The following is a 19,277-nucleotide window of genomic DNA, read 5'->3' as shown; positions in this document are numbered from 1 at the left end:
TGGCGGTCGGCAGGAGCAGGGCCTCGGGTCGTCAGAGGGGCTCGACGTCCATGAAATCCCACAGGTCAGCCGGTTCCGCGCGGCCGGGGGCGCCGGGCAGCGCCTGCTGCGCCCAGATGACCTTCCCCTCGGCGGTGTAGCGGGTGCCCCAGTGCTCGCTGAGCTGCGCGACGAGGAACAGGCCCCGGCCGCCCTCGTCCGTCGTGGCGGCGTACCGCAGGTGCGGGGCGGTGCTGCTGCCGTCCCACACCTCGCAGGTCAGGGTGTGGTCGTGCAGCAGCCTCACCCGTACCGGCGCACGGCCGTGACGCACGGCGTTGGTGATCAGCTCGCTGAGGATCAGCTCCGTGGCGAAGGCGAGCTCCGGCAGGCCCCAGTCGTCGAGCTTCCTCGACGCGGCGTTGCGCACGGCGCTGACCGCGCTGGGCTGGAACGCCACCTCCCACTGTGCGACCCGGTCCGGGCCCAGGGTCCGCGTACGCGCGATGAGCAGCGCCACGTCGTCGGTGGGGCGGGCCGGCAGCAGCATGTCCAGTACGGCCTGACAGCTCTCCTCCGGGGTCCTGCCGGGCCGGCTGAGGGCCGCGCGGAGCAGCTCCAGCCCCTCGCCGATGTCCCGGTTGCGTTCCTCGACGAGACCGTCCGTGTACAGGACGAGCTGACTGTCCTCCGCCAGCTCCAGTTCGGCGGTCTCGAAGGGCATGCCGCCCAGGCCCAGCGGGGGTCCGGCCGGCAGGTCGAGGACGGTCGTGGTCCCGTCGGGGGCGACGACCATGGGCGGCAGGTGCCCGGCCCGCGCCGCCGTGCAGACGCGGGAGACGGGGTCGTAGACGGCGTAGAGGCAGGTCGCGCCGAGGACGCCGCCGGCGCCGTCGCCGGCCTCCCCGTCGTGGTCGATGCGCTGTACGAGGTCGTCCAGGCGGGCGAGGATCTCGTCGGGCGGCAGGTCGAGGGAGGAGAAGTTGTGCACCGCCGTGCGCAGCCGTCCCATGGTGGCTGCGGCGTGCAGGCCGTGCCCGACGACATCCCCGACGACCAGGGCGACGCGGCTGCCCGGCAGCGGGATCACGTCGAACCAGTCGCCTCCCACCCCGGACTGCGCGGGCAGGTAGAAGTGGGCCACGTCGACGGCGCTCTGCTCGGGCAGGGCCCGGGGCAGCAGGCTGCGCTGGAGCGTCACGGCGAGGGCGTGTTCACGGGTGTAGCGGCGCGCGTTGTCCATGCTGACCGCCGCCCGGGCGACGAGCTCCTCGGCCAGGGACAGGTCGTCCTCGTCGAAGGGCTCGGGCTTGCTCGACCGCCAGAAGTTGACCACACCGAGTACGACGCCCCGGGCCTTGAGCGGGGCCGCGATCAGCGAGTGGATCCCGTAGTCCACGATGGCCCGGGCCCGCGGCGGGTCCTGGGCCTCCCAGCCCGGAGCGTCGCCGAGGTCGGGCACCAGCTCCGCCTGGCCGGTGCCGTAGCCGATGGCCTGCGGGGTGGACGGCAGGAAGTCGATCAGGCGGCCGCGGGGGTAGAGGGGGTGGTCGGCGCGGATGCCGTGGACGGCGGTGCGCCGCATGTCTGCGCTGGGGCCGGGCTCGTCCCCGTCGAGCACGGCGGCGGCCAGGTCTACGGTGACGTAGTCCGCGAAGCGGGGGACGGCGACGGTGGCCAGTTCCTCGGAGGTTCGCACGACGTCGAGGCTGGTGCCGATGTCGCCGCCCGCGTCGTAGAGGAGTTTCAGCCGCCTGCGGGCCGCGTCCGCCCGGCCGGACAGCACGCGCATCTCGGTGGAGTCGCGGATGGTGGCCACGGTGCCCTCCGGCTTGCCGCCGGGGTGCGTGAGCCGCTGGTTCACGACGAGGAGCCGCTCGCCGCTCTCGAGCACCTCGTCGGTGGCGACGCGGCCGGAGAGCAGCAGGTCCGCCATCCGGCGGTCGAGTCCCGCCACGTCCGCGATCAGGCTTCCCTCGGCGTCGTCCGGCAGGCCGAGGAGGCGTTTGGCCTCGTCGTTCGCCAGCAGCAGCCGCCCTTCGCCGTCCGTGATCACCACTCCTTCCCGGACGGCGTGGAGCACCGCGTCGTGGTGCTCGTACATGCGGGTCATCTCCTGCGTGCCCAGCCCGTGGGTCTGGCGGCGCAGCCTGCGGCTGATCAGCGCCGTGCCCACGGTGGCCAGGGCCAGGCCACCGGCGATGGCCAGGAGGATCACCGGTAGCTGGCGGTCGACGACACCGCTCACGTTCTTCACGGTCATGCCGGCCGAGACCAGCGCGACGACCTTGCCGTCGGCGTCGGTGACGGGCACCACCGCCTGGATCTCCTTGCCGAGCGGGCCCTTCACGCTCTCGGTGTGGACCTTGCCCGCCAAGGAGGGCTCGATCGTGCCGACGAAGCGTTTTCCGATGCGGTCGGGCTTGGGATGGCTGTACCGGATGCCGTTTTTGTCCATCACGACGATGAAGTCCACCTTGGCGGCCTTGCGGGTGCCTTCGGCGAGTGGCTGCAGGACGGCGGACGGGTCGCTCGTCTTCAGGGCGTCCTGGAGGCCCAGGGAGTGGGCGAAGGTCTCGGCGACGGAGACCGACCGGTTGCGGGCCTCGCGGTCGATGTCGTGGCGCGACTGGAGCAGGAGGGCCAGCAGGGCTCCGGCAGCGAGCAACACCACGATCGTCACCTGGAGGACGAATACCTGGCCGGCGACGCTCCTGAACCGGTTGCCTAGAGGTGACCGCACCGACGTACCCGGCACGGGTGGCGAGGAATGGTCACGCCCCCAGTTGTAGCACCTCCGGGCGGCGATGGCCCACGACAGGCCCACCAGGCGTCCGATAAGTCACCAGGAGTGACGAAAAAAGAACGGTCACGTCTCTCAATTCCTTGAATTCAAATCTTTGACGATCGGCCGACCGAAAGAAATAGGAAGATGCAACCACGATGCCCGGCAACGGAGTTACCGACCAGAAGCCATGGAACGTCGCACTCAAATTCGGGTACCTTCTGTCACGTCGCCGCTACACCTCGGGCACAAGGCCCTCCTGGGACTCGCGGCGCGAAGGACCAGACACCCGTTGACGACAGCGACCGAAGTCTTCACTGTCCGGCCGTACACCCCTCATTGCGAAGTCATTAACAATGAGGGTGATCATGCGGTCATCGGCATCTCTCCCGGTAATAGTTATTTCTCGGCACAGCGCATCCACGATCTCGCCCAGTGGGGGCTGCGCAACTTCGATCAGGTCGACATCATCTACACCGACCTGTACGTCGCCGAGATGTTCGAAGCCCTCGGCTACGACGAGATCGAGGCGCGGCGCAAGACGGTGAAGAACCTGCGCGGAGTCCGCGCCAAGGTGAACAACGCCGCCGCCGAGGCCGACCCCTCCGGCGAGCGCCTGCGCGCCCGCCCGATGTCGGCACTGACCGACATCCCGGCCTACAAGGCCATCCACGCGGACCTGACCAGCCGCCTGGACAACGACCCCGACTTCCTTGCCACGTGCAACGAGCTGGTGGACTCGTTCCTCTCCTCGAAGGTGCTGAACGGGGAGAGCGCCACCACCCGGCAGCGCGAGGTCTGCCTCCAGTACGTCTGCGCCGAGGCGCCGCTCTTCCTCGACACGCCGGCCATCATGGGCGTGCCGTCCTCGCTCAACTGCTACCACCAGCTCCTGCCGATGGCGGAACTGCTGTACTCGCGCGGCTCGGGCCTGCGCGCCTCCCGCAACCAGGGCCACGCCGTGATCACCCCCGCCGAAGGAACCTTCGATGAGCACTGACACCATCCTCGACTTCCCGTTCTCCGCCCGCGGCGACCAGATCCCCGCCGAGGTCGAGCAGCTCCGCTCCGAGCCGGTCAAGAAGGTCCGGACGATAGCCGGGGACGAAGCCTGGCTCGTGTCGTCCTATGAGCTGTGCAAGCAGGTCCTCGAAGACCCGCGGTTCAGCCTCAAGGACACCTCGGCCCCGGGCGTGCCCCGTCAGTACGCGCTGACGATCCCGCCCGAGGTCGTCAACAACATGGGCAACATCACCGGCGCCGGCCTGCGCAAGGCCGTGCTCAAGGCGATCAACCCCAAGGCCCCCGGCCTGAACGACTGGATGCGCGACGAGGCCAACAAGCTCGTCGACAGCCTCCTGGCCTACGGTGCCCCGGTCGACCTGCGCGGCCAGTTCACCAACCCGTACTCCGAGAACCTGCACTGCCGCATCCTCGGCATCCCGTTCGAGGACGCCCCGAAGCTGGCGCACAGCCTCGACATCGCGTTCATGAACTCGGCCTGCCCCGTCACCGGTGCCAAGCTCAACTGGGACCGCGACATCGCGTACATGATCGAGCGGCTCGACGACCCGGCCACGACCGGTCTGATGGCCGAGCTCGCGGCCCTGCGCGAGGACCCCGACTACGCGCACCTGACGGACGAGATGCTGGCCACGGTCGGCGTCACCTTCTTCGGTGCCGGCGTCATCTCCACCATGGGCTTCCTGACCATGGCGATCTTCTCGCTCCTGCAGAACCCCGACGTGTGGGAGCAGCTGCGCGAGAACCCGGAGAAGATCCCGACGGCCGTCGACGAGCTGCTGCGCGTCAACCTCTCCATCGCCGACGGCCTGCCCCGGCTGGCCACGGAGGACGTCCAGCTCGGTGACGTCCTGGTGAAGAAGGGCGAGCTGTGCCTCGTCCTGGTCGAGGGCGCGAACACCGACCCGTCGGTGTTCCCGGACCCGCACACGTTCGACATCGACCGGGAGAACGCCCACCAGCACCTCTCCTTCGGCGGCGGCGGCCACTACTGCCCCGCCACGGCCCTCGGCAAGCGGCACACCGAGATCGCCATCGAGGTCCTCCTGGAGAAGATGCCCAACCTGGCCCTGGCCGTGCCGGTGGACCAGCTCGTGTGGCGCACCCGCTTCATGAAGCGCATCCCGGAGCGCCTGTCCGTTCTCTGGTAACAGCGCGCCGACGCCGTCCTCGGCGCGAGGTACGAGGCGTGAGGCATGACGATGGCCCCGGTCGGGATTCCCCGGCCGGGGCCGTTGCCGTACCGCCCGGTCCGCGGGTCCGCGGGGCTAGGGCACGGGACCGCGGGCAAGGCGATGGCCCCGGCCGGGGAATCCCGGCCGGGGCCATCGCCTTACCGCTCAGACGTACCGGATCAGACGCCCGGGACCGGGTAGGTCGGGTACTCGACCCCGGAGATGTGCCGGACGACCCGGATGACCTGGCACGAGTAGCCGAACTCGTTGTCGTACCAGAGGTAGAGGATCGCGTTGTCGCCGTCGACCTTGGTGGCGCCCGCGTCGACGATCGAGGAGTGGCGCGAGCCGACGAAGTCCATGGAGACGGCGTCGGGGGCCGTGGTGAAGTCGATCTGGCGCTTCAGCGGCGAGTGCAGCGAGACGTCGCGGAGGTAGTCCAGGACCTCCTCGCGCGTGGTCTCACGGCCCAGGCGCAGGCTCAGGATGGCGATCGAGACGTCCGGGACGGGGACGCGGATCGAGCTGCCGGTGATCGGGGCCTTGAGGTCGGGCAGCGCCTTGGCGACGGCCGAGGCGGCACCGGTCTCGGTGATCACCATGTTGAGCGGCGCGGAGCGGCCGCGACGGTCGGCCTTGTGGTAGTTGTCCAGCAGGTTCTGGTCGTTCGTGAACGAGTGGACGGTCTCCACGTGACCGCGCAGCACGCCGTACTCGTCGTCCATGGCCTTGAGCGGCGGGACGATGGCGTTGGTGGTGCAGGAGGCGCAGGACAGGATCTGCTCGTCCGGCTTGATCGTGTCGTGGTTGACGCCGTGGACGATGTTCGGGACGTCGCCCTTGCCCGGAGCCGTCAGGACGACCTTGTCGATACCGGGGCGCAGGTGCTTCGACAGACCCTCGCGGTCGCGCCACTTGCCCGTGTTGTCGATGAGGATGGCGTCCTTGATGCCGTACGCCGTGTAGTCGACCTCGGACGGGTCGTTGGCGTAGATCACCTTGATCGCGTTGCCGTTGGCGATGATCGTGCTGTTCGCCTCGTCGACGGTGATCGTGCCGTTGAACTGGCCGTGGATCGAGTCGCGGCGCAGCAGCGAGGCGCGCTTGACGAGGTCCTGGTCCCCACCACCGCGGACGACGATCGCACGCAGGCGCAGACCGTTGCCGGAGCCGGCCTTCTCGATGAGCAGGCGGGCGACGAGTCGGCCGATGCGGCCGAAGCCGTAGAGGACGACGTCACGGCCGGTGGCGCGCTCCAGCTTGTTCGCGCCGGTGGCGCCGGCGACGGCCTCGGCGGTGAACTCCGCCACCGAGAGACCGCGGCTGTCGCTCTTGTAGTCGGCGGCGAGCATGCCGATGTCGATCTGCGAAGGGCCGAGATCCAGCGTGGTGAGAGCCTGCAGGAACGGCAGGGTCTCGGTGACCGAGAGCTCCTCACCGTCGATCTGCCGGGCGAATCGGTGGGTCTTGAGGATGCTGACCACCGACTTGTTCACCAGCGAGCGGCTGTGAAGCAGGACCGTGACGTCCCGCTCCCGGTGCAGCTTCCCGATGATCGGAATCATCGACTCCGCGATCTCTTCGCGGTTTTTCCAGCTGCTGAACGAGTCCTCAATGACAGTCACAGGTTTATCTTTCGAGCTAGGCGGTGCTCATATGCTAACCACCTTATCCCCTGCCCTTTCACTCGCCCCCCTCGGGCTACGCTGCGAGTGATCCTCTAGGAGTCAGGGATGGAGCAGCACATGGAGACGCAGAGCCGTACCGCGCTGGTGGAAGGCCTGATGGAGCGCTTCCCGCACGTGCCCCGGGAGGCCGTGATCAAGGAGGACCTGCTCCGCGGAGGCATGGCCTTCGACGAGTCCGCGCTCAGCGGTACGGCCGACGGCGCTTCGGGGGACGTCAAGCCGAAGTCGTACTTCATCTTCTCCTTCGACCACCGGACCCTGCCCGAGCTCGGTGCCGCCGCGCTGAACCGCCCGCCGGAGGAGATCGTCCTCACCGGCGGCCCCTACGGGCTGCGCCGCACGGTCGTGTCGGTGCGGGTCAACCCGGACTCCCCCTACGTCGTGCGCGGCGGCGAGGACGGTTCGCTCGGCCTCTACCTGGACGGCGTACGGATCTCGGACGTGGGCCTGCCGCCGATGCCGGAGTACTACCGGCACAAGCTGTCGAACGGCAAGTCGGTGATGGAGGTCGCGCCGACCATCCAGTGGGGCTACCTGATCTACCTGACCGTCTTCCGGGTGTGCCAGTACTTCGGCGCCAAGGAGGAGTGCCAGTTCTGCGACATCAACCACAACTGGCGCCAGCACAAGGCGGCCGGCCGCCCCTACACCGGCGTGAAGCCGGTCGAGGAGGTGCTGGAGGCCCTGGAGATCATCGACCGGTACGACACGGCGGGCACCTCGCGGGCGTACACCCTGACCGGCGGTTCGATCACCTCGCAGGTCGGCGGCCGTGACGAGGCCGACTTCTACGGCCACTACGCGAAGGCCATCGAGGAGCGCTTCCCCGGCCGCTGGACGGGCAAGGTCGTCGCCCAGGCCCTGCCCCGGGACGCCGTGCAGCGCTTCCACGACTACGGCGTCAAGATCTACCACCCGAACTTCGAGGTGTGGGACCGCCGACTGTTCCAGCTGCACTGCCCGGGCAAGGAGCGGTACGTCGGCCGCGACGAGTGGCACCGCAGGATCCTGGACTCCGCCGAGGTGTTCGGCCCGCGCAACGTGATCCCGAACTTCGTGGCGGGCATCGAGATGGCCGAGCCCTTCGGCTTCACCAAGGTGAGCGAGGCCATCGAGTCGACCACCGAGGGACTGCGGTTCTTCATGTCGAACGGTGTCGTACCGCGCTTCACCACCTGGTGCCCGGAACCGACGACCCCCCTGGGCAAGGCGAACCCGCTGGGCGCCCCGCTGGAGTACCACATCCGACTGCTGCAGGCCTACCGGGCGACGCTGGAGGAGTTCGGCCTGAGCTCCCCTCCCGGCTACGGTCCGGCCGGTCCGGGGCGCGCGGTGTTCTCGGTGAGCTCGTTCATGGACAGCATCTCTGATTAGCCACGTGATCCTGTGTCGGACGTGGTGTCCGGGATCGTTTCCCATCGTGGTGGGGTGGCGTGGGCGTGGAGGTGGAATCCCGCGCCCAGTGCGGCCCCTCGTGGCCAGTGTCGGCCGGTGGTGGGTGTGCTGATCGTCGTCACGCCCTGGTGCCGGTGGGCTGCGCGGGGCAGCCTGGGCCGGTCCGTGTGAGCGTGTCCCTCCGGACGCTTGCCCGCCGGACCTTGCGGCCTGGTGGGGGAGGGTGTCCGGCGTCGCCTGGGCGTCGGACGTGTTGGCTTGTGTCGGGTGGGTCCGGTCTTGGACCGGTCCCGGCCGGCCTTGGGCGTGGTCGGTGTGATGGCCGCGCGGGCTTCGAGGTGGTCAACGGTTACGCGGATGACCATGGTGGCGGTGGTGCGGTCCACCACTGTCTTGGCCTGGTGGGTCAGTCCGCGTGCGGCGATACGCCGCCATGCGCCTTGGTCGCGGTCGCCCTGCCAGCCGCAGCCCGGACAGAGCGCCCATTTCCAGCCGGGTGTGGTGGGACGGTCGGCCGCCTTGCGGTGCCGCAGCGGGGTGAGGCAGTTCGGGCAGTGCTTCGAGGTGCCCCGGGCCGGGACGGTCACCACCGCGATACCGGTCTCTGCTGCGAGGTGCCGCATGTGTTCGGCGATCTGGCCGCGCACGGTCTGGGAGAGACGGGTGTTCATGGTGCGGCCCATGCCGCGGGCTTCCATGGAGCGCAGGTCTTCGAGGTAGATGACCGTGGCGCGGGCGGCGACGGCCTGGTCGACGGCCCAGCGGGCGGCCGACCGCGCGAGGGCATCGTTGAGGTGGGAGCGGCGCTCGGATACGTGGTGGATCTCGTCCCGGATGAGCGCCTGCTTGCGCTCCAGCGGGACGTTGGGCTTGAGGTCCTGTTGTGCGCGGCCGCCGGTGAGGCGCTGGTGCCGGTCTGTCTTGGTGTGCAGCTTCTCGGACTGGCGGCGCAGGCGGTGCTGTTTGGCGAGGACGCCCGCGGCCTGAAACCGGGCACCCGAGCCGAGGGTCGTGATCTGCCCGTCCTCGTGCAGCCGGACGGCTCCGGCGGACAGGAGCGTGTTCAGGCCCCAGTCCACACCGAGCGCGACCATGTGACCGGCACGCCGGGTCTTCGGCACGGCGTGACTGTAGGCGAGGTCGGCGCACACCCGGCCCTGGTGGAAACGCAGCGTGGGCAGGTGCACCACCGCCCCGGCCGGAACCGTCGGCGGCAGGTTGATGCGGCAGGCCACCCAGCTCCAGTCCCGGTACGACCGAGGGTCGGGACGGACGGGCAGTTGCAACCGCAGCACCACCCGGCCCGGCTCGTCCACGCAACGTTCGATGGTGGCCTGCTGCCCGTCGCACGCGGACAGCAGCAGCACCCGGGCCACACGCGGCACACCCTCCAACTCGAAAACGCTGGTAGGCATGCGGCCATTGGCCTTGGCGAACGCAGAGACTTGCCTCGTGCGGCCCTTGATCACACTGGATGGAAGGTGCTGCCCGCCGGGTACGGCGGCACGTACCTTCGCCCATTCGTCGTCGGTGCGCCTGTCAGGGTCGGCGGGCCACGACGTGAGGACACCGGCAGTGAGTTCGGTCCGCCACTGCACGGATCTCAGCGTGCGCCCGGCCTGTTCCTGTGCCATGCGCACGATCCGGTCATTGACCTTGACACCCACAGGAGCGGAGGCGCCCCACTCCAGACGCCGCAGTGCCATCCACGCGTTCGACGGCAGCGCGCGCCCTCCGGCATCCTCTCCGGAGGCAAGCATGCCCACGTCGGATGCGTTCCAGTGCTCGGTGATCAGCGATCGGGCCATGCCGGACACCAGATCGGCGCACCAGCCGACCCGCTGAGCCACCACGGCCCGGCCGAGTAATTCGCCGGTCCTCTCATCCACCCCAGATCGCACAGCACCACGGACGCAAGCGGTCCGGGAGACCTCACCCTCGGCAAGCGGCACCTTCCCTTTCACCACCCACCTCCCCACGACCCGATGCTGTCATCCGATCAACGACCATCCACACGCAAGGTCACTCATTCGACCCACGAACCCACATCCGCCATACGGCACCAGCACAGGACGAACACCAGGACGCGAACACACAATCGCTACGGATACTCAAGAAACTGCGTAAGCCAGGAAGGCCCGAAGGCCTGACGCCTGACCGGAGGCGCCCGACTCTCGCCGCTCAGCCCTCACCCCCGAGCGCGTCGCGCTGGATGCGGTAGGCCAGGGTGCGGCGCACCGGGCCGACACGGGTGCGGCCGCGGTCTTCGACGGGACGTCGAGGCCACGGCTGATCTCGTCGTACGCGGCTCGGTGGCCGCGCGGTCGGGGAGTCCGACCTGAACCAGCCCTCCCCCGCCGGCCCACGAGTTCGCCGGGCTGTTCCCCGACGCCGCGTCCGCGGTGCAGCCCGGGGCCGGGCACTACCCGTGGACCGACGACGCCGACCGGTTCACGGCCACCGTCCAGGCCTTCCAAACCCCTTCATCTCACGATACGAGACGGTAGGATTTCGAATTCCCTTCACAGATAACAATTTCCCGTAAACGGGGTTTGAACTCCGTACGATCTCTTATCCTCCCCGCATGCCGATCTTCGGAACCCGCCGCCGCAAGCCGCGCCTCGCACCTGAGCTCGACGACGTCCAACTCGGCCGGGTCCTGAAGGCGTTGGAAGGCAGCCCCTCCCCCGGCCTGGCGGACCTTCAGATCGCGCAGGTGGAACAGCTGCTGGCGGACGCCGGCACGGACTGGGACCGGCGTTCGCACCGGATCGGCGTGCTGGCCCACGCCGCGGCCGACTCCAACTTCGTACGGACGTGGCCCGCCCGGCGCCCCGGCAGCGCCGACGCGCTGCTGCTGCAGGCCTGGGCGGACCTCGTACGAGGCACCCGCAAGGGCGACATGGACGACGCACAGGCCGCGGTCGACGCCTGCTACGACGCGGCGGACCTGCAGCCCGTCGACCCCGCCCCGTGGGTGGTGCTGCTGGGGATCCTGCGCCTGCTGCGGCGCCCCTCGCAGGAGGTGTTCCGGATATGGCAGGAGGTGCTGTCCCGTGACACCTGGAACCGCGAGGCGCACCTCCAGATGCTCGGCTACCTCTCGCCGGACGAGTGCGGCTCGCACATGCAGGTGCTCGAATTCATCGACGCCTCGCGCTCCCGCATGCCGGCCAACGCGCCCACGGCCGCCATCGAGCTGACGGCGACCGTCCGGCGGCACCACACCGGCGCCACCGAGGACGACCTGAGCACGCTCATGGCGCGCAGGCACTGGGCGAGCGCCCCCGCCGCGCCCGTCCTGGACCGGGCGTACGCCAACTGGAGGAGCCCGGGGTTCCTGAACCACGCGGCGGCCAAGGCCGATCTGAACCTGCTGGCCTTCGCCCTGGTGCAGGCCAATCGCATCCGGGACGCCGGTGAGGTCTTCGCGCTGATCGACGGCACGGTCACCGAGTGGCCGTGGCGGCTCGCCGGCGACCCGATGCAGCAGTACGCGTACTGGCGGGAGCGCGCGCAGCGCTGATCCGCGCCGTCCGCCGCGGGATCCGCGGCGAGCCCGGCGCGGCGCCCGTCAGCCCTTCCTGACCACGCTGGACTTCAACTGCATGTTGCCGAAGCCCTCGATCCTGCAGTCGATGTCGTGGCCGTCGACCCCGTCGACGAGGCGGATGTTGCGCACCTTCGTGCCCGCCTTGATGCCGGAGGTGCTGCCCTTGACCTTCAGGCCCTTGACCACCGTCACCGTGTCCCCGTCCGACAGCACGTTGCCCACGGAGTCCTTGATCACCCGCTCCTCGGAGGGGGCGTCGCCCGACCTGGCGCCGGCGGGCTCCCACTCGTGCCCGCACTCGGGGCAGACGAGCAGCGCGCCCATCTCGTAGGCGTACTCACCGGAACATTCGGGGCAGGGGGGCAGGGAGGTTTCACTCATCCCGTCAGTATATTTCCGACAACGCGGCCTTCCGCGGCCGCCCTCCGCCCCGCTCTCCTGACAAATCATCAGGTCATTTGTCCCGGACTATTGACTCTGCTGTCAGCAGCCGAGATTCTCGGTCGGATCCCCCACCGTGCCATCTGCCGAGCGAAGACGTGATGATGACATGTTCATGACCCCTCTCCCGCGCTTCAGGCGCAGACCGTTCGCGGTCCTCTCGATACTCCTCACCGTGCTCGCCATGGTGATCGTGCCCGCGGCGAGCTCCTCCGCCGCCGACCCCGGCTGGTGGAACCCGGTCGCCCGACCCGCCCCGGACTCCGAGATCAACGTCACCGGCGAGCCCTTCAAGGGCACCGACGCCCAGGGCCGGGTCCGCGGCTTCGTCGACGCCCACGACCACCTGATGTCCAACGAGGGCTTCGGCGGCCGCCTCATCTGCGGCAAGCCGTTCTCCGAGCAGGGCGTCGCCGACGCGCTCAAGGACTGCCCCGAGCACTACCCCGACGGCACGCTCGCGATCTTCGACTTCATCACCAAGGGCGGCGACGGGAAGCACGACCCGAACGGCTGGCCCACCTTCAAGGACTGGCCCGCGCACGACTCGCTCACCCACCAGCAGAACTACTACGCCTGGGTGGAACGGGCCTGGCGCGGCGGCCAGCGGGTGCTCGTCAACGACCTCGTCACCAACGGGGTCATCTGCTCGGTCTACTTCTTCAAGGACCGCGGCTGCGACGAGATGACCGCCATCCGCCTGGAGGCGCAGAAGACGTACGACATGCAGGCGTACATCGACAAGATGTACGGCGGCCCGGGCAAGGGCTGGTTCCGCATCGTCACCGACTCCGCGCAGGCCCGCGAGGTGATCAAGCAGGGCAAGCTCGCCGTCGTCCTGGGGGTCGAGACCTCCGAGCCCTTCGGCTGCAAGCAGATCCTGGACATCGCCCAGTGCTCCAAGGAGGACATCGACCGCGGCCTGGACGAGCTGCACAAGCTGGGCGTGCGCAGCATGTTCCTCTGCCACAAGTTCGACAACGCGCTCTGCGGGGTCCGCTTCGACGAGGGCGCCCTGGGCACCGCGATCAACGTGGGCCAGTTCCTGTCGACCGGAACCTTCTGGAAGACGGAGCAGTGCACCGGCCCGCAGCACGACAACCCCATCGGCCTGGCGGCGGCACCCGAGGCGCAGAAGCAGCTCCCGGCGGGCGTGGCCGTGCCCTCGTACGCGTCGAACGCGCAGTGCAACAGCCGCGGTCTGACCGACCTCGGCGAGTACGCGGTGCGCGGGATGATGAAGCGCAAGATGATGCTCGAGGTCGACCACATGAGCGTCAAGGCCGCGGGGCGGGCCTTCGACATCCTGGAGACCGAGTCCTACCCCGGCGTGATCTCCTCGCACAGCTGGATGGACTCGGAGTGGAGCGAGCGGGTCTACAAGCTCGGCGGCTTCATCGCCCAGTACATGAGCGGCTCCGAGGGCTTCAGCGCGGAGGCCAAGAGCAAGGACGCCCTGCGCGACAAGTACGGCGTCGGCCTCGGGTACGGCACCGACATGAACGGCGTGGGCGGCTGGCCGGGCCCCCGGGGCGCGGGCACCCCCAACCCGGTGAAGTACCCCTTCCGCAGCACCGACGGCGGCTCCGTCATCGACAAGCAGACGACGGGGCAGCGCACTTGGGACCTCAACACCGACGGCGCCTCGCACTACGGCCTGGTCCCGGACTGGATCGAGGACATCCGGAACGTCGGCGGCCAGGGCGTGGTGGACGACCTCTTCAAGGGCGCCGAGTCCTACCTCGGCACCTGGGGCGCCTCCGAGCGGCACAAGGCGGGCGTGAACCTCGCCGCGGGCGCTCCCACCTCGGCCAGCTCGGCGGAGTGGAACCCCTTCACCAGCTACGCGTCCGGCCGTGCCGTGGACGGCGACACGGGCTCCCGCTGGGCGAGCGACTGGAGCGACGACCAGTGGCTCCAGATCGATCTCGGCAGCACGAACCTCGTCAAGCGCGTCACGCTCAACTGGGAGCGCGCGTACGGTAAGGGCTACCGCATCGAGGTCTCGTCCGACGGCACGAACTGGCAGTCCGCATGGTCCACGACGACCGGTGACGGCGGCCTGGACACGGCGTTGTTCGACGGGGTCTCGGCCCGCTACGTACGCGTCCACGGGGTGCAGCGCGGCACCAAGTGGGGCTACTCCCTCTACGAGGTCGGCGTGTACAGCAGCTGACCCCCGTACAGGGGCACGGAAACACCCCGGGGCCGGCCGGATCGGGAACCTTCCCGGTCCGGCCGGCCCCGGCACCGGAACGGAAGGGACCCGATGGCACGGATGCCGTCCGCCGAGCGCCGCCGGCAGCTGACCGAGGCCGCGATCCGCGCCATGACCCGCGACGGGGTCGCCCGGACGACGACGCGCTCCATCGCCGCCGAGGCGGGCGTGTCGCTGAGCGTCTTCCACTACTGCTTCGACTCCAAGCAGGCCCTGCTCGAATCCGTCATCACCGCGATCACCGGCGAGTACATCACCGTGGTGCGGGAGGCGATCCGGCCGAAGGCCACCCTCCGCGAGACCGTACGGGCCGGCTTCCGGGCGTACTGGGACCACGTGGCCGCCCACCCCGGCACGCACCTGCTCACCTACGAGCTCACCCAGTACGCGATGCGCCAGCCCGGCTTCGAGCACCTGGCGCGCCGGCAGTACGAGGTGTACTCCGAGACCTACACCGAGCTCCTCGAAGAGCTCCGGGGCAGTGTGGAGTTCGAACTGCGCATCCCGCTGCCCGCGCTGGCCCGCTATCTGGTGGCCATGACCGACGGGCTGACGCTGAACCTCCTCGTGCTCGGCGACGACAAGGCCGCCGCGGAGATCCTCGACACGATGACCGAGCACGTGGCCGCCCTCGTCACCCACGACGGCTGACCGCCCGGGGCGGGGCGGCCGGCTCAGGCCCGGTGGAGCAGGGTGGTCAGCACCTCGTGGAGGACGGCCTCCGGGTCCTCCGCCTCCTGCGGCCACCGCCAGGCCACGAACCCGTCGGGCCGTACGAGGACGGCGCCGGCCGGGGTCGTGCCGTGCGCCTGCGCCCAGTCGGCGCCCTCCTCCGGGGACAGGTCGGCGTCGGGTCCGGTGCCGATCGCGTAGGCGACCAGGTCCACGCCCAGCTCCTCGGCGACGGACCGGGCCGCTTCCCGCCACGGCGTGCCCTCGGAGCCGAGCAGCACGAAGGACCGCTCGTAGAGGTCCACCGTCGACACCCGCTCCGCGGGCCCCGGCTCCCCACGGGTGTGCAGCCACATGTGCGGGGCCCGTGTGCCCGGATCGCCGGCCGGCCGCATCCGCTCGGGTACGACGGGCTGCTCGGGGTCGGCGCCCAGGACCGCGCCGTGGTGGTAGCGGTAGCCCATGGCCACGGACAGGACCCCGCCCTGCCGTCCGCCGCCGGGGGCGGCGGAGCCGGGGTCGGGCTCGTAGCCCGGGTGGCTGTGCTCGGCCGAGCGGGCCGAGGCGCGCGCGCTCGTCGCCCGCGCCACCGGCAGCCGTTCGGCCTCGTAACTCTCCAGCAGCCCCGGGCCCGCCGCCCCCTTCAGCACCGCGGCGAGCTTCCAGGCCAGGTTGTGGGCGTCCTGGATGCCGGTGTTCGAGCCGAACGCGCCGGTGGGGGACATCTCGTGGGCGGAGTCGCCGGCGAGGAAGACCCGCCCGGCGCCGTACCGCTCGGCGACCCGTTCGGCGGCGTGCCACGGGGCCTTCCCGGTGATCTCCACGTCCAGGTGGGGCGCGCCGACGGCCCGTCGGATGTGCTCGGCGCAGCGCTCGTCGGTGAAGTCCTCCATGGTCTCGCCCCGGTCGGGGTGCCAGGGCGCGTGGAAGACCCACCGCTCGGCGTTGTCGACGGGCAGCAGGGCGCCGTCCGCGTCGGGCTTGGTCAGGTAGCAGACGATGAAGCGCCGCTCGCCGACCACGGCCGCGAGCCCGCGGGAGCGGAAGGTGATGCTGACGTTGTGGAAGAGGTCGCCGGGGCCGGTCTGCCCGATGCGGAGCTCCTCCCGTACGGGGCTGCGCGGGCCGTCGGCGGCGACGAGGTAGTCCGCGCGCACCTTGAGGTGCTCCCCGGTCTCCAGGCCCTTCAGGACGGCGGTCACCCCCGTGGCGTCCTGGTCGAAGGAGAGCAGCTCGGTGGAGAACCGCAGATCGGCGCCGAGCCCGGGGGTCACCGACATCAGCACCGGCTCGATGTCGTTCTGGCTGCACAGGCACCAGGTCGCCGGGCTGAAGCGGGCCAGGCCGCCGCCGGGGTCGATCTCCTGGAACAGCCACTCCTGGTCGTCACCGGTCAGCGAGCCGCCCTGCAGGATGCCGTGGTTGTCCGCGAGGACGCTCGCGGCCGCGCGGATCCGGTCCTCGACACCCGCGACCCGGAACAGCTCCATGGTCCGCACGTTGATCCCGCGCCCGCGCGGGTGCAGCGAAGTGCCCGCGTGCTTCTCGACGAGCATGTGCCCGATGCCGTGCCGCCCGAGGAACAGCGAGGTGCACAGGCCCACCAGTGAGCCGCCCACGATGAGGACCGGGACGCGGAAGTCGACGTTTTCCTTCATGGCTCTTCCATGCCCTGTGCGAGGGCCGTTCCCTCGCCCGTTCACCCGCTTGGTTCTCCCCTCTCGCGCCGGGCGGTCCACGGGACAACGATCGGTCACGGGTGGCGCCGCCTCCCGTGGCGACCGCGACGTCCCGAAGGAGTGTGAAAGATGACAACTTTGTCGGAACGGATATCCCAGTCCGCCTTCGACGGCTCGAGACTTCGGGTCGTGCTGCTGCTGGACCTGTACGACGGCGCTCAGAACCGGTTCCTGGAGGTGTACGAGCATCTGCGCAAGCAGGTGTCCTCCGTACCCGGCCACATCAGCGACGAACTGTGCCAGTCGATCGAGAACCCTTCTCAGTGGCTGATCACCAGCGAATGGGAGAGCGCACCGCGCTTCCTCGCCTGGGTGAACAGCGAGGACCACGTCGCGTCCGTCCAGCCGCTCCACGGCTGCGTACGGGACACCCGCTCGCTGCGGTTCAGCGTGATGCGCGAGGCCGGGAAGGACTCCGTCGTTCCCCTCGACTCCCCCGCTCCGCGCCGCGGGGACGGGGTGGTGCGCCACGCGCTCACCTTCACCGTGAAGCCGGGCAGCGAGGCCGTGGTCGCCGAGCTGCTGGCCTCGTACGTCTCCCCGCAGGCCCGGGTCGACGAGAGCACACGGCTGCGCCGCACTTCGCTCTTCATGCACGGCAACCGTGTCGTGCGGGCGATCGAGGTGGAGGGTGACCTGCAGGTGGCCCTGAGCCATGTGGCCCGGCAGCCCGAGGTCCGGGCGCTGGAGGAGGCCATCAACCCGTACCTGGAGCTCGACCGCGACCTCGCCGACCCGGGATCGGCCCGGACGTTCTTCACCCGGGCGGCCCTGCCCGCCGTGCACCACGTGGCGGCGGCGCGGCCCGAGAGCGAGGGCCTCGCGCGGCACGCGCTCTTCTATCCCGCGAAGGACGGGTGCGGCATGGCCCTCGCCCGGCTGCTCGCCCGCCAGGACGAGCTGGCCGTGGACGATCCGACGAGCCCCGTCGAGGCCAGCACCGTCTTCGAGCGCGACGACGTGGTCGTGCGCCTCCTGGACGTGCGCGGGCCGCTCGACGCCCGACCCGCCCTGGCGCTCGGCGTGGAGGGCGACCACAAGGCGGCCGTCCTCGCCCGGCTGCTCGACAGTGCCAAGGACGGGGTTCCCATCACCGACCAGGAGATCTCGCGCTTCCTCGCGCGCTCCGAAATGCGCCTGATCACCGACCGGCGTTCGCCGGCGCGAGCCTGAGGAGTTGTCCGTCATGACCGATCGACTGACCATCGAAGAGCTGGCCGCCCTGATGAAGAAGGGCGCCGGCGTCACGGTCGACGCCCGCGACATGGCGAGCCGCCCCGACTCGGCGTTCGACGAGTGGGGCCTGGACTCCCTGGGCCTGCTGGGCATCGTCGGCGAACTGGAGAACCGGCACAGCCGGTCCCTGCCGCCCGACGCGGAGCGGTGCAAGTCGCCGCAGGAGTTCCTCGACCTCGTCAACGGCGCCCTGATGTCGGGCACCTGAGCGGTACCGGGGCAGGACACGTCTGCGGAACGCCCCCGGGACCGGCCCTGCGCCGGTCCCGGGGGCGTTCCGCGCACGAGCCGTGCCGGACGGCCGGGGTCATCCGGGCACGGTGGACTCGAACGCGTGCAGGTAGGCGTTGACCGGCCGGACGGAGGTGACCACCAGGCCGGCGTCGGCCATCCGGGTGCGCATGCTGTCCTCGGTGTGCTTCGCCCCGCCGACGTTGAGCAGCAGGAGCAGGTCCATGGCCGTGGTGAACTTCATCGACGGGGTGTCGTCGACGAGGTTCTCGATGACGACGACCCGGGCTCCGGGGCGGGCCGCCGCGATCACGTTCCGCAGGGTCCTGCGGGTGCTCTCGTCGTCCCACTCCAGGATGTTCTTGATGATGTAGAGGTCGGCCTCGACCGGGACGGCCTCGCGGCAGTCCCCGGGGACGATCTCGGCGCGCGCCGCGAGCGGGCCGCCGTCCCGCAGCCGGGGATCGGCGTTGGCCGCCACGCCCGGCAGGTCGAGCAGGGCTCCCCGTACGGCCGGGTGCTTCTCCAGCAGGCTCGCCAGCACGTGGCCCTGGCCGCCGCCGATGTCGGCGACCGCCCGGACCCCGGTGAGGTCGAGGAGTTCCGCGACGTCCAGCGCCGACTGCCTGCTGGAGGTGGTCATGGCCCGGTTGAAGACGTGGGCCGATTCGTGGGCGTCCTCGTGCAGGTAGTCGAAGAATCCCTTGCCGAACAGGTCCTGGAACACGCTGCCGCCTGTGCGTACGGCCTCGTCGAGGCGCGGCCAGGCCTGCCAGGTCCAGGGCTCGGTGCACCACAGGGAGATGTAGCGCAGGCTGTGGGGGTCGTCCTCGCGCAGCAGCCGGGACATGTCCGTGTGGACGTAGGTGCCCTGCTCGGTCTCCGCGAAGATCCCGTAGCAGGACAGGGCCCGCAGCAGCCTGCTCAGCGGTCGGGGCTCGCAGCCGACGGCCGTCGCGAGTTCCTCGGCGGTGGCGGGCGCGTCGCCGAGCGCGTCGGCGACGCCGAGGCGGGCCGCCGCACGGACCGCCGCGGCGCAGGCGGCGCCGAAGACGAGCTCGCGCAGCCGCATGCCGGGCTGGGGGGTGTGGGGCTGGGCGGGGGGCGAGAGGGGGGTCGGCTTCGGGCTCACCGTGGTCATG

General features: G+C 70.1%; 14 protein-coding genes. 8 read left to right on the top strand and 6 right to left on the bottom strand.

From position 1 onward, the window contains the following. Positions 1–31: 31 nt before the first annotated feature. Complete coding sequence (locus tag ACIQ5Y_RS14235; protein WP_403879504.1) at positions 32–2,722, bottom strand: SpoIIE family protein phosphatase; 2,691 nt, start codon at positions 2,720–2,722, stop codon at positions 32–34. Positions 2,723–3,056: 334 nt separating this feature from the next. Between ACIQ5Y_RS14235 and ACIQ5Y_RS14230 the strand changes: the two genes are divergently transcribed. Beyond that, positions 3,057–3,764 (top strand): tRNA-dependent cyclodipeptide synthase, encoded by a 708-nt coding sequence (locus ACIQ5Y_RS14230; RefSeq protein ID WP_403879502.1) that lies wholly within the window; start codon positions 3,057–3,059, stop codon positions 3,762–3,764. Beyond that, positions 3,754–4,938 (top strand): cytochrome P450, encoded by a 1,185-nt coding sequence (locus ACIQ5Y_RS14225; RefSeq protein WP_403879500.1) that lies wholly within the window; start codon positions 3,754–3,756, stop codon positions 4,936–4,938. Before ACIQ5Y_RS14230 ends, ACIQ5Y_RS14225 begins: the two co-directional genes overlap by 11 nt. Before the next feature lie 203 nt (positions 4,939–5,141). Here the strand turns inward: ACIQ5Y_RS14225 and ACIQ5Y_RS14220 are convergent, their stop codons facing one another. Beyond that, the gene (locus ACIQ5Y_RS14220; protein WP_403879498.1) at positions 5,142–6,587 is read right to left on the bottom strand and encodes a glyceraldehyde-3-phosphate dehydrogenase; all 1,446 of its coding nucleotides are present in this window, start codon (positions 6,585–6,587) and stop codon (positions 5,142–5,144) included. Between the two features lie 120 nt (positions 6,588–6,707). Here ACIQ5Y_RS14220 and ACIQ5Y_RS14215 point away from each other — a divergent pair, with 120 nt between their 5' ends. Then, positions 6,708–8,024 carry a radical SAM protein gene (locus ACIQ5Y_RS14215; protein ID WP_403879633.1) on the top strand — a complete coding sequence of 439 codons (1,317 nt, stop codon included), beginning with the start codon at positions 6,708–6,710 and terminating at the stop codon, positions 8,022–8,024. Here ACIQ5Y_RS14215 and ACIQ5Y_RS14210 read toward each other — a convergent pair. Further along, positions 8,021–9,460, bottom strand: a complete 1,440-nt coding sequence (locus ACIQ5Y_RS14210) for a zinc ribbon domain-containing protein (protein WP_403879496.1) — start codon at positions 9,458–9,460, stop codon at positions 8,021–8,023. The two genes, ACIQ5Y_RS14215 and ACIQ5Y_RS14210, sit on opposite strands and share 4 nt — an antisense overlap. Before the next feature lie 1,169 nt (positions 9,461–10,629). On the opposite strand from ACIQ5Y_RS14210, the gene ACIQ5Y_RS14205 reads away from it, so the two are divergent. Continuing rightward, on the top strand, positions 10,630–11,571 hold the full coding sequence (locus ACIQ5Y_RS14205; RefSeq protein WP_403879494.1) for a hypothetical protein: 942 nt from the start codon (positions 10,630–10,632) through the stop codon (positions 11,569–11,571). 48 nt (positions 11,572–11,619) lie between these two features. On the opposite strand, the gene ACIQ5Y_RS14200 is transcribed toward ACIQ5Y_RS14205, so the two are convergent. Next, positions 11,620–11,979 carry a zinc ribbon domain-containing protein YjdM gene (locus ACIQ5Y_RS14200; RefSeq protein WP_403879492.1) on the bottom strand — a complete coding sequence of 120 codons (360 nt, stop codon included), beginning with the start codon at positions 11,977–11,979 and terminating at the stop codon, positions 11,620–11,622. A 175-nt stretch (positions 11,980–12,154) separates the two neighbouring features. On the opposite strand from ACIQ5Y_RS14200, the gene ACIQ5Y_RS14195 reads away from it, so the two are divergent. Further along, positions 12,155–14,215: a discoidin domain-containing protein gene (locus ACIQ5Y_RS14195; RefSeq protein ID WP_403879490.1), complete on the top strand. Its 2,061-nt coding sequence runs from the start codon at positions 12,155–12,157 to the stop codon at positions 14,213–14,215. Between the two features lie 93 nt (positions 14,216–14,308). Continuing rightward, on the top strand, positions 14,309–14,908 hold the full coding sequence (locus ACIQ5Y_RS14190) for a TetR/AcrR family transcriptional regulator (RefSeq protein WP_403879489.1): 600 nt from the start codon (positions 14,309–14,311) through the stop codon (positions 14,906–14,908). A gap of 23 nt (positions 14,909–14,931) precedes the next feature. Here ACIQ5Y_RS14190 and ACIQ5Y_RS14185 read toward each other — a convergent pair whose 3' ends face one another. Then, entirely contained in the window at positions 14,932–16,587 is a 1,656-nt protein-coding gene (locus tag ACIQ5Y_RS14185) for an FAD-dependent oxidoreductase (RefSeq protein WP_403879487.1), read from the bottom strand. Between the two features lie 150 nt (positions 16,588–16,737). Here ACIQ5Y_RS14185 and ACIQ5Y_RS14180 point away from each other — a divergent pair, with 150 nt between their 5' ends. After that, a complete protein-coding gene (locus tag ACIQ5Y_RS14180; RefSeq protein WP_403879485.1) occupies positions 16,738–17,841 on the top strand; it encodes a SchA/CurD-like domain-containing protein in 1,104 nt (367 codons plus the stop codon). A 13-nt stretch (positions 17,842–17,854) separates the two neighbouring features. After that, a complete protein-coding gene (locus tag ACIQ5Y_RS14175) occupies positions 17,855–18,112 on the top strand; it encodes a phosphopantetheine-binding protein (RefSeq protein ID WP_403879483.1) in 258 nt (85 codons plus the stop codon). Positions 18,113–18,211: 99 nt separating this feature from the next. Here ACIQ5Y_RS14175 and ACIQ5Y_RS14170 read toward each other — a convergent pair whose 3' ends face one another. Then, complete coding sequence (locus tag ACIQ5Y_RS14170) at positions 18,212–19,276, bottom strand: methyltransferase (RefSeq protein ID WP_403879481.1); 1,065 nt, start codon at positions 19,274–19,276, stop codon at positions 18,212–18,214. Position 19,277: the final 1 nt, after the last annotated feature.

This window comes from Streptomyces sp. NPDC096339 (genome assembly GCF_044762985.1).
GTDB lineage: Bacteria > Actinomycetota > Actinomycetes > Streptomycetales > Streptomycetaceae > Streptomyces.
The sequence above is the reverse complement of the archived record's forward strand: the minus strand, read 5'-3'. Positions and strand labels throughout refer to the sequence as shown.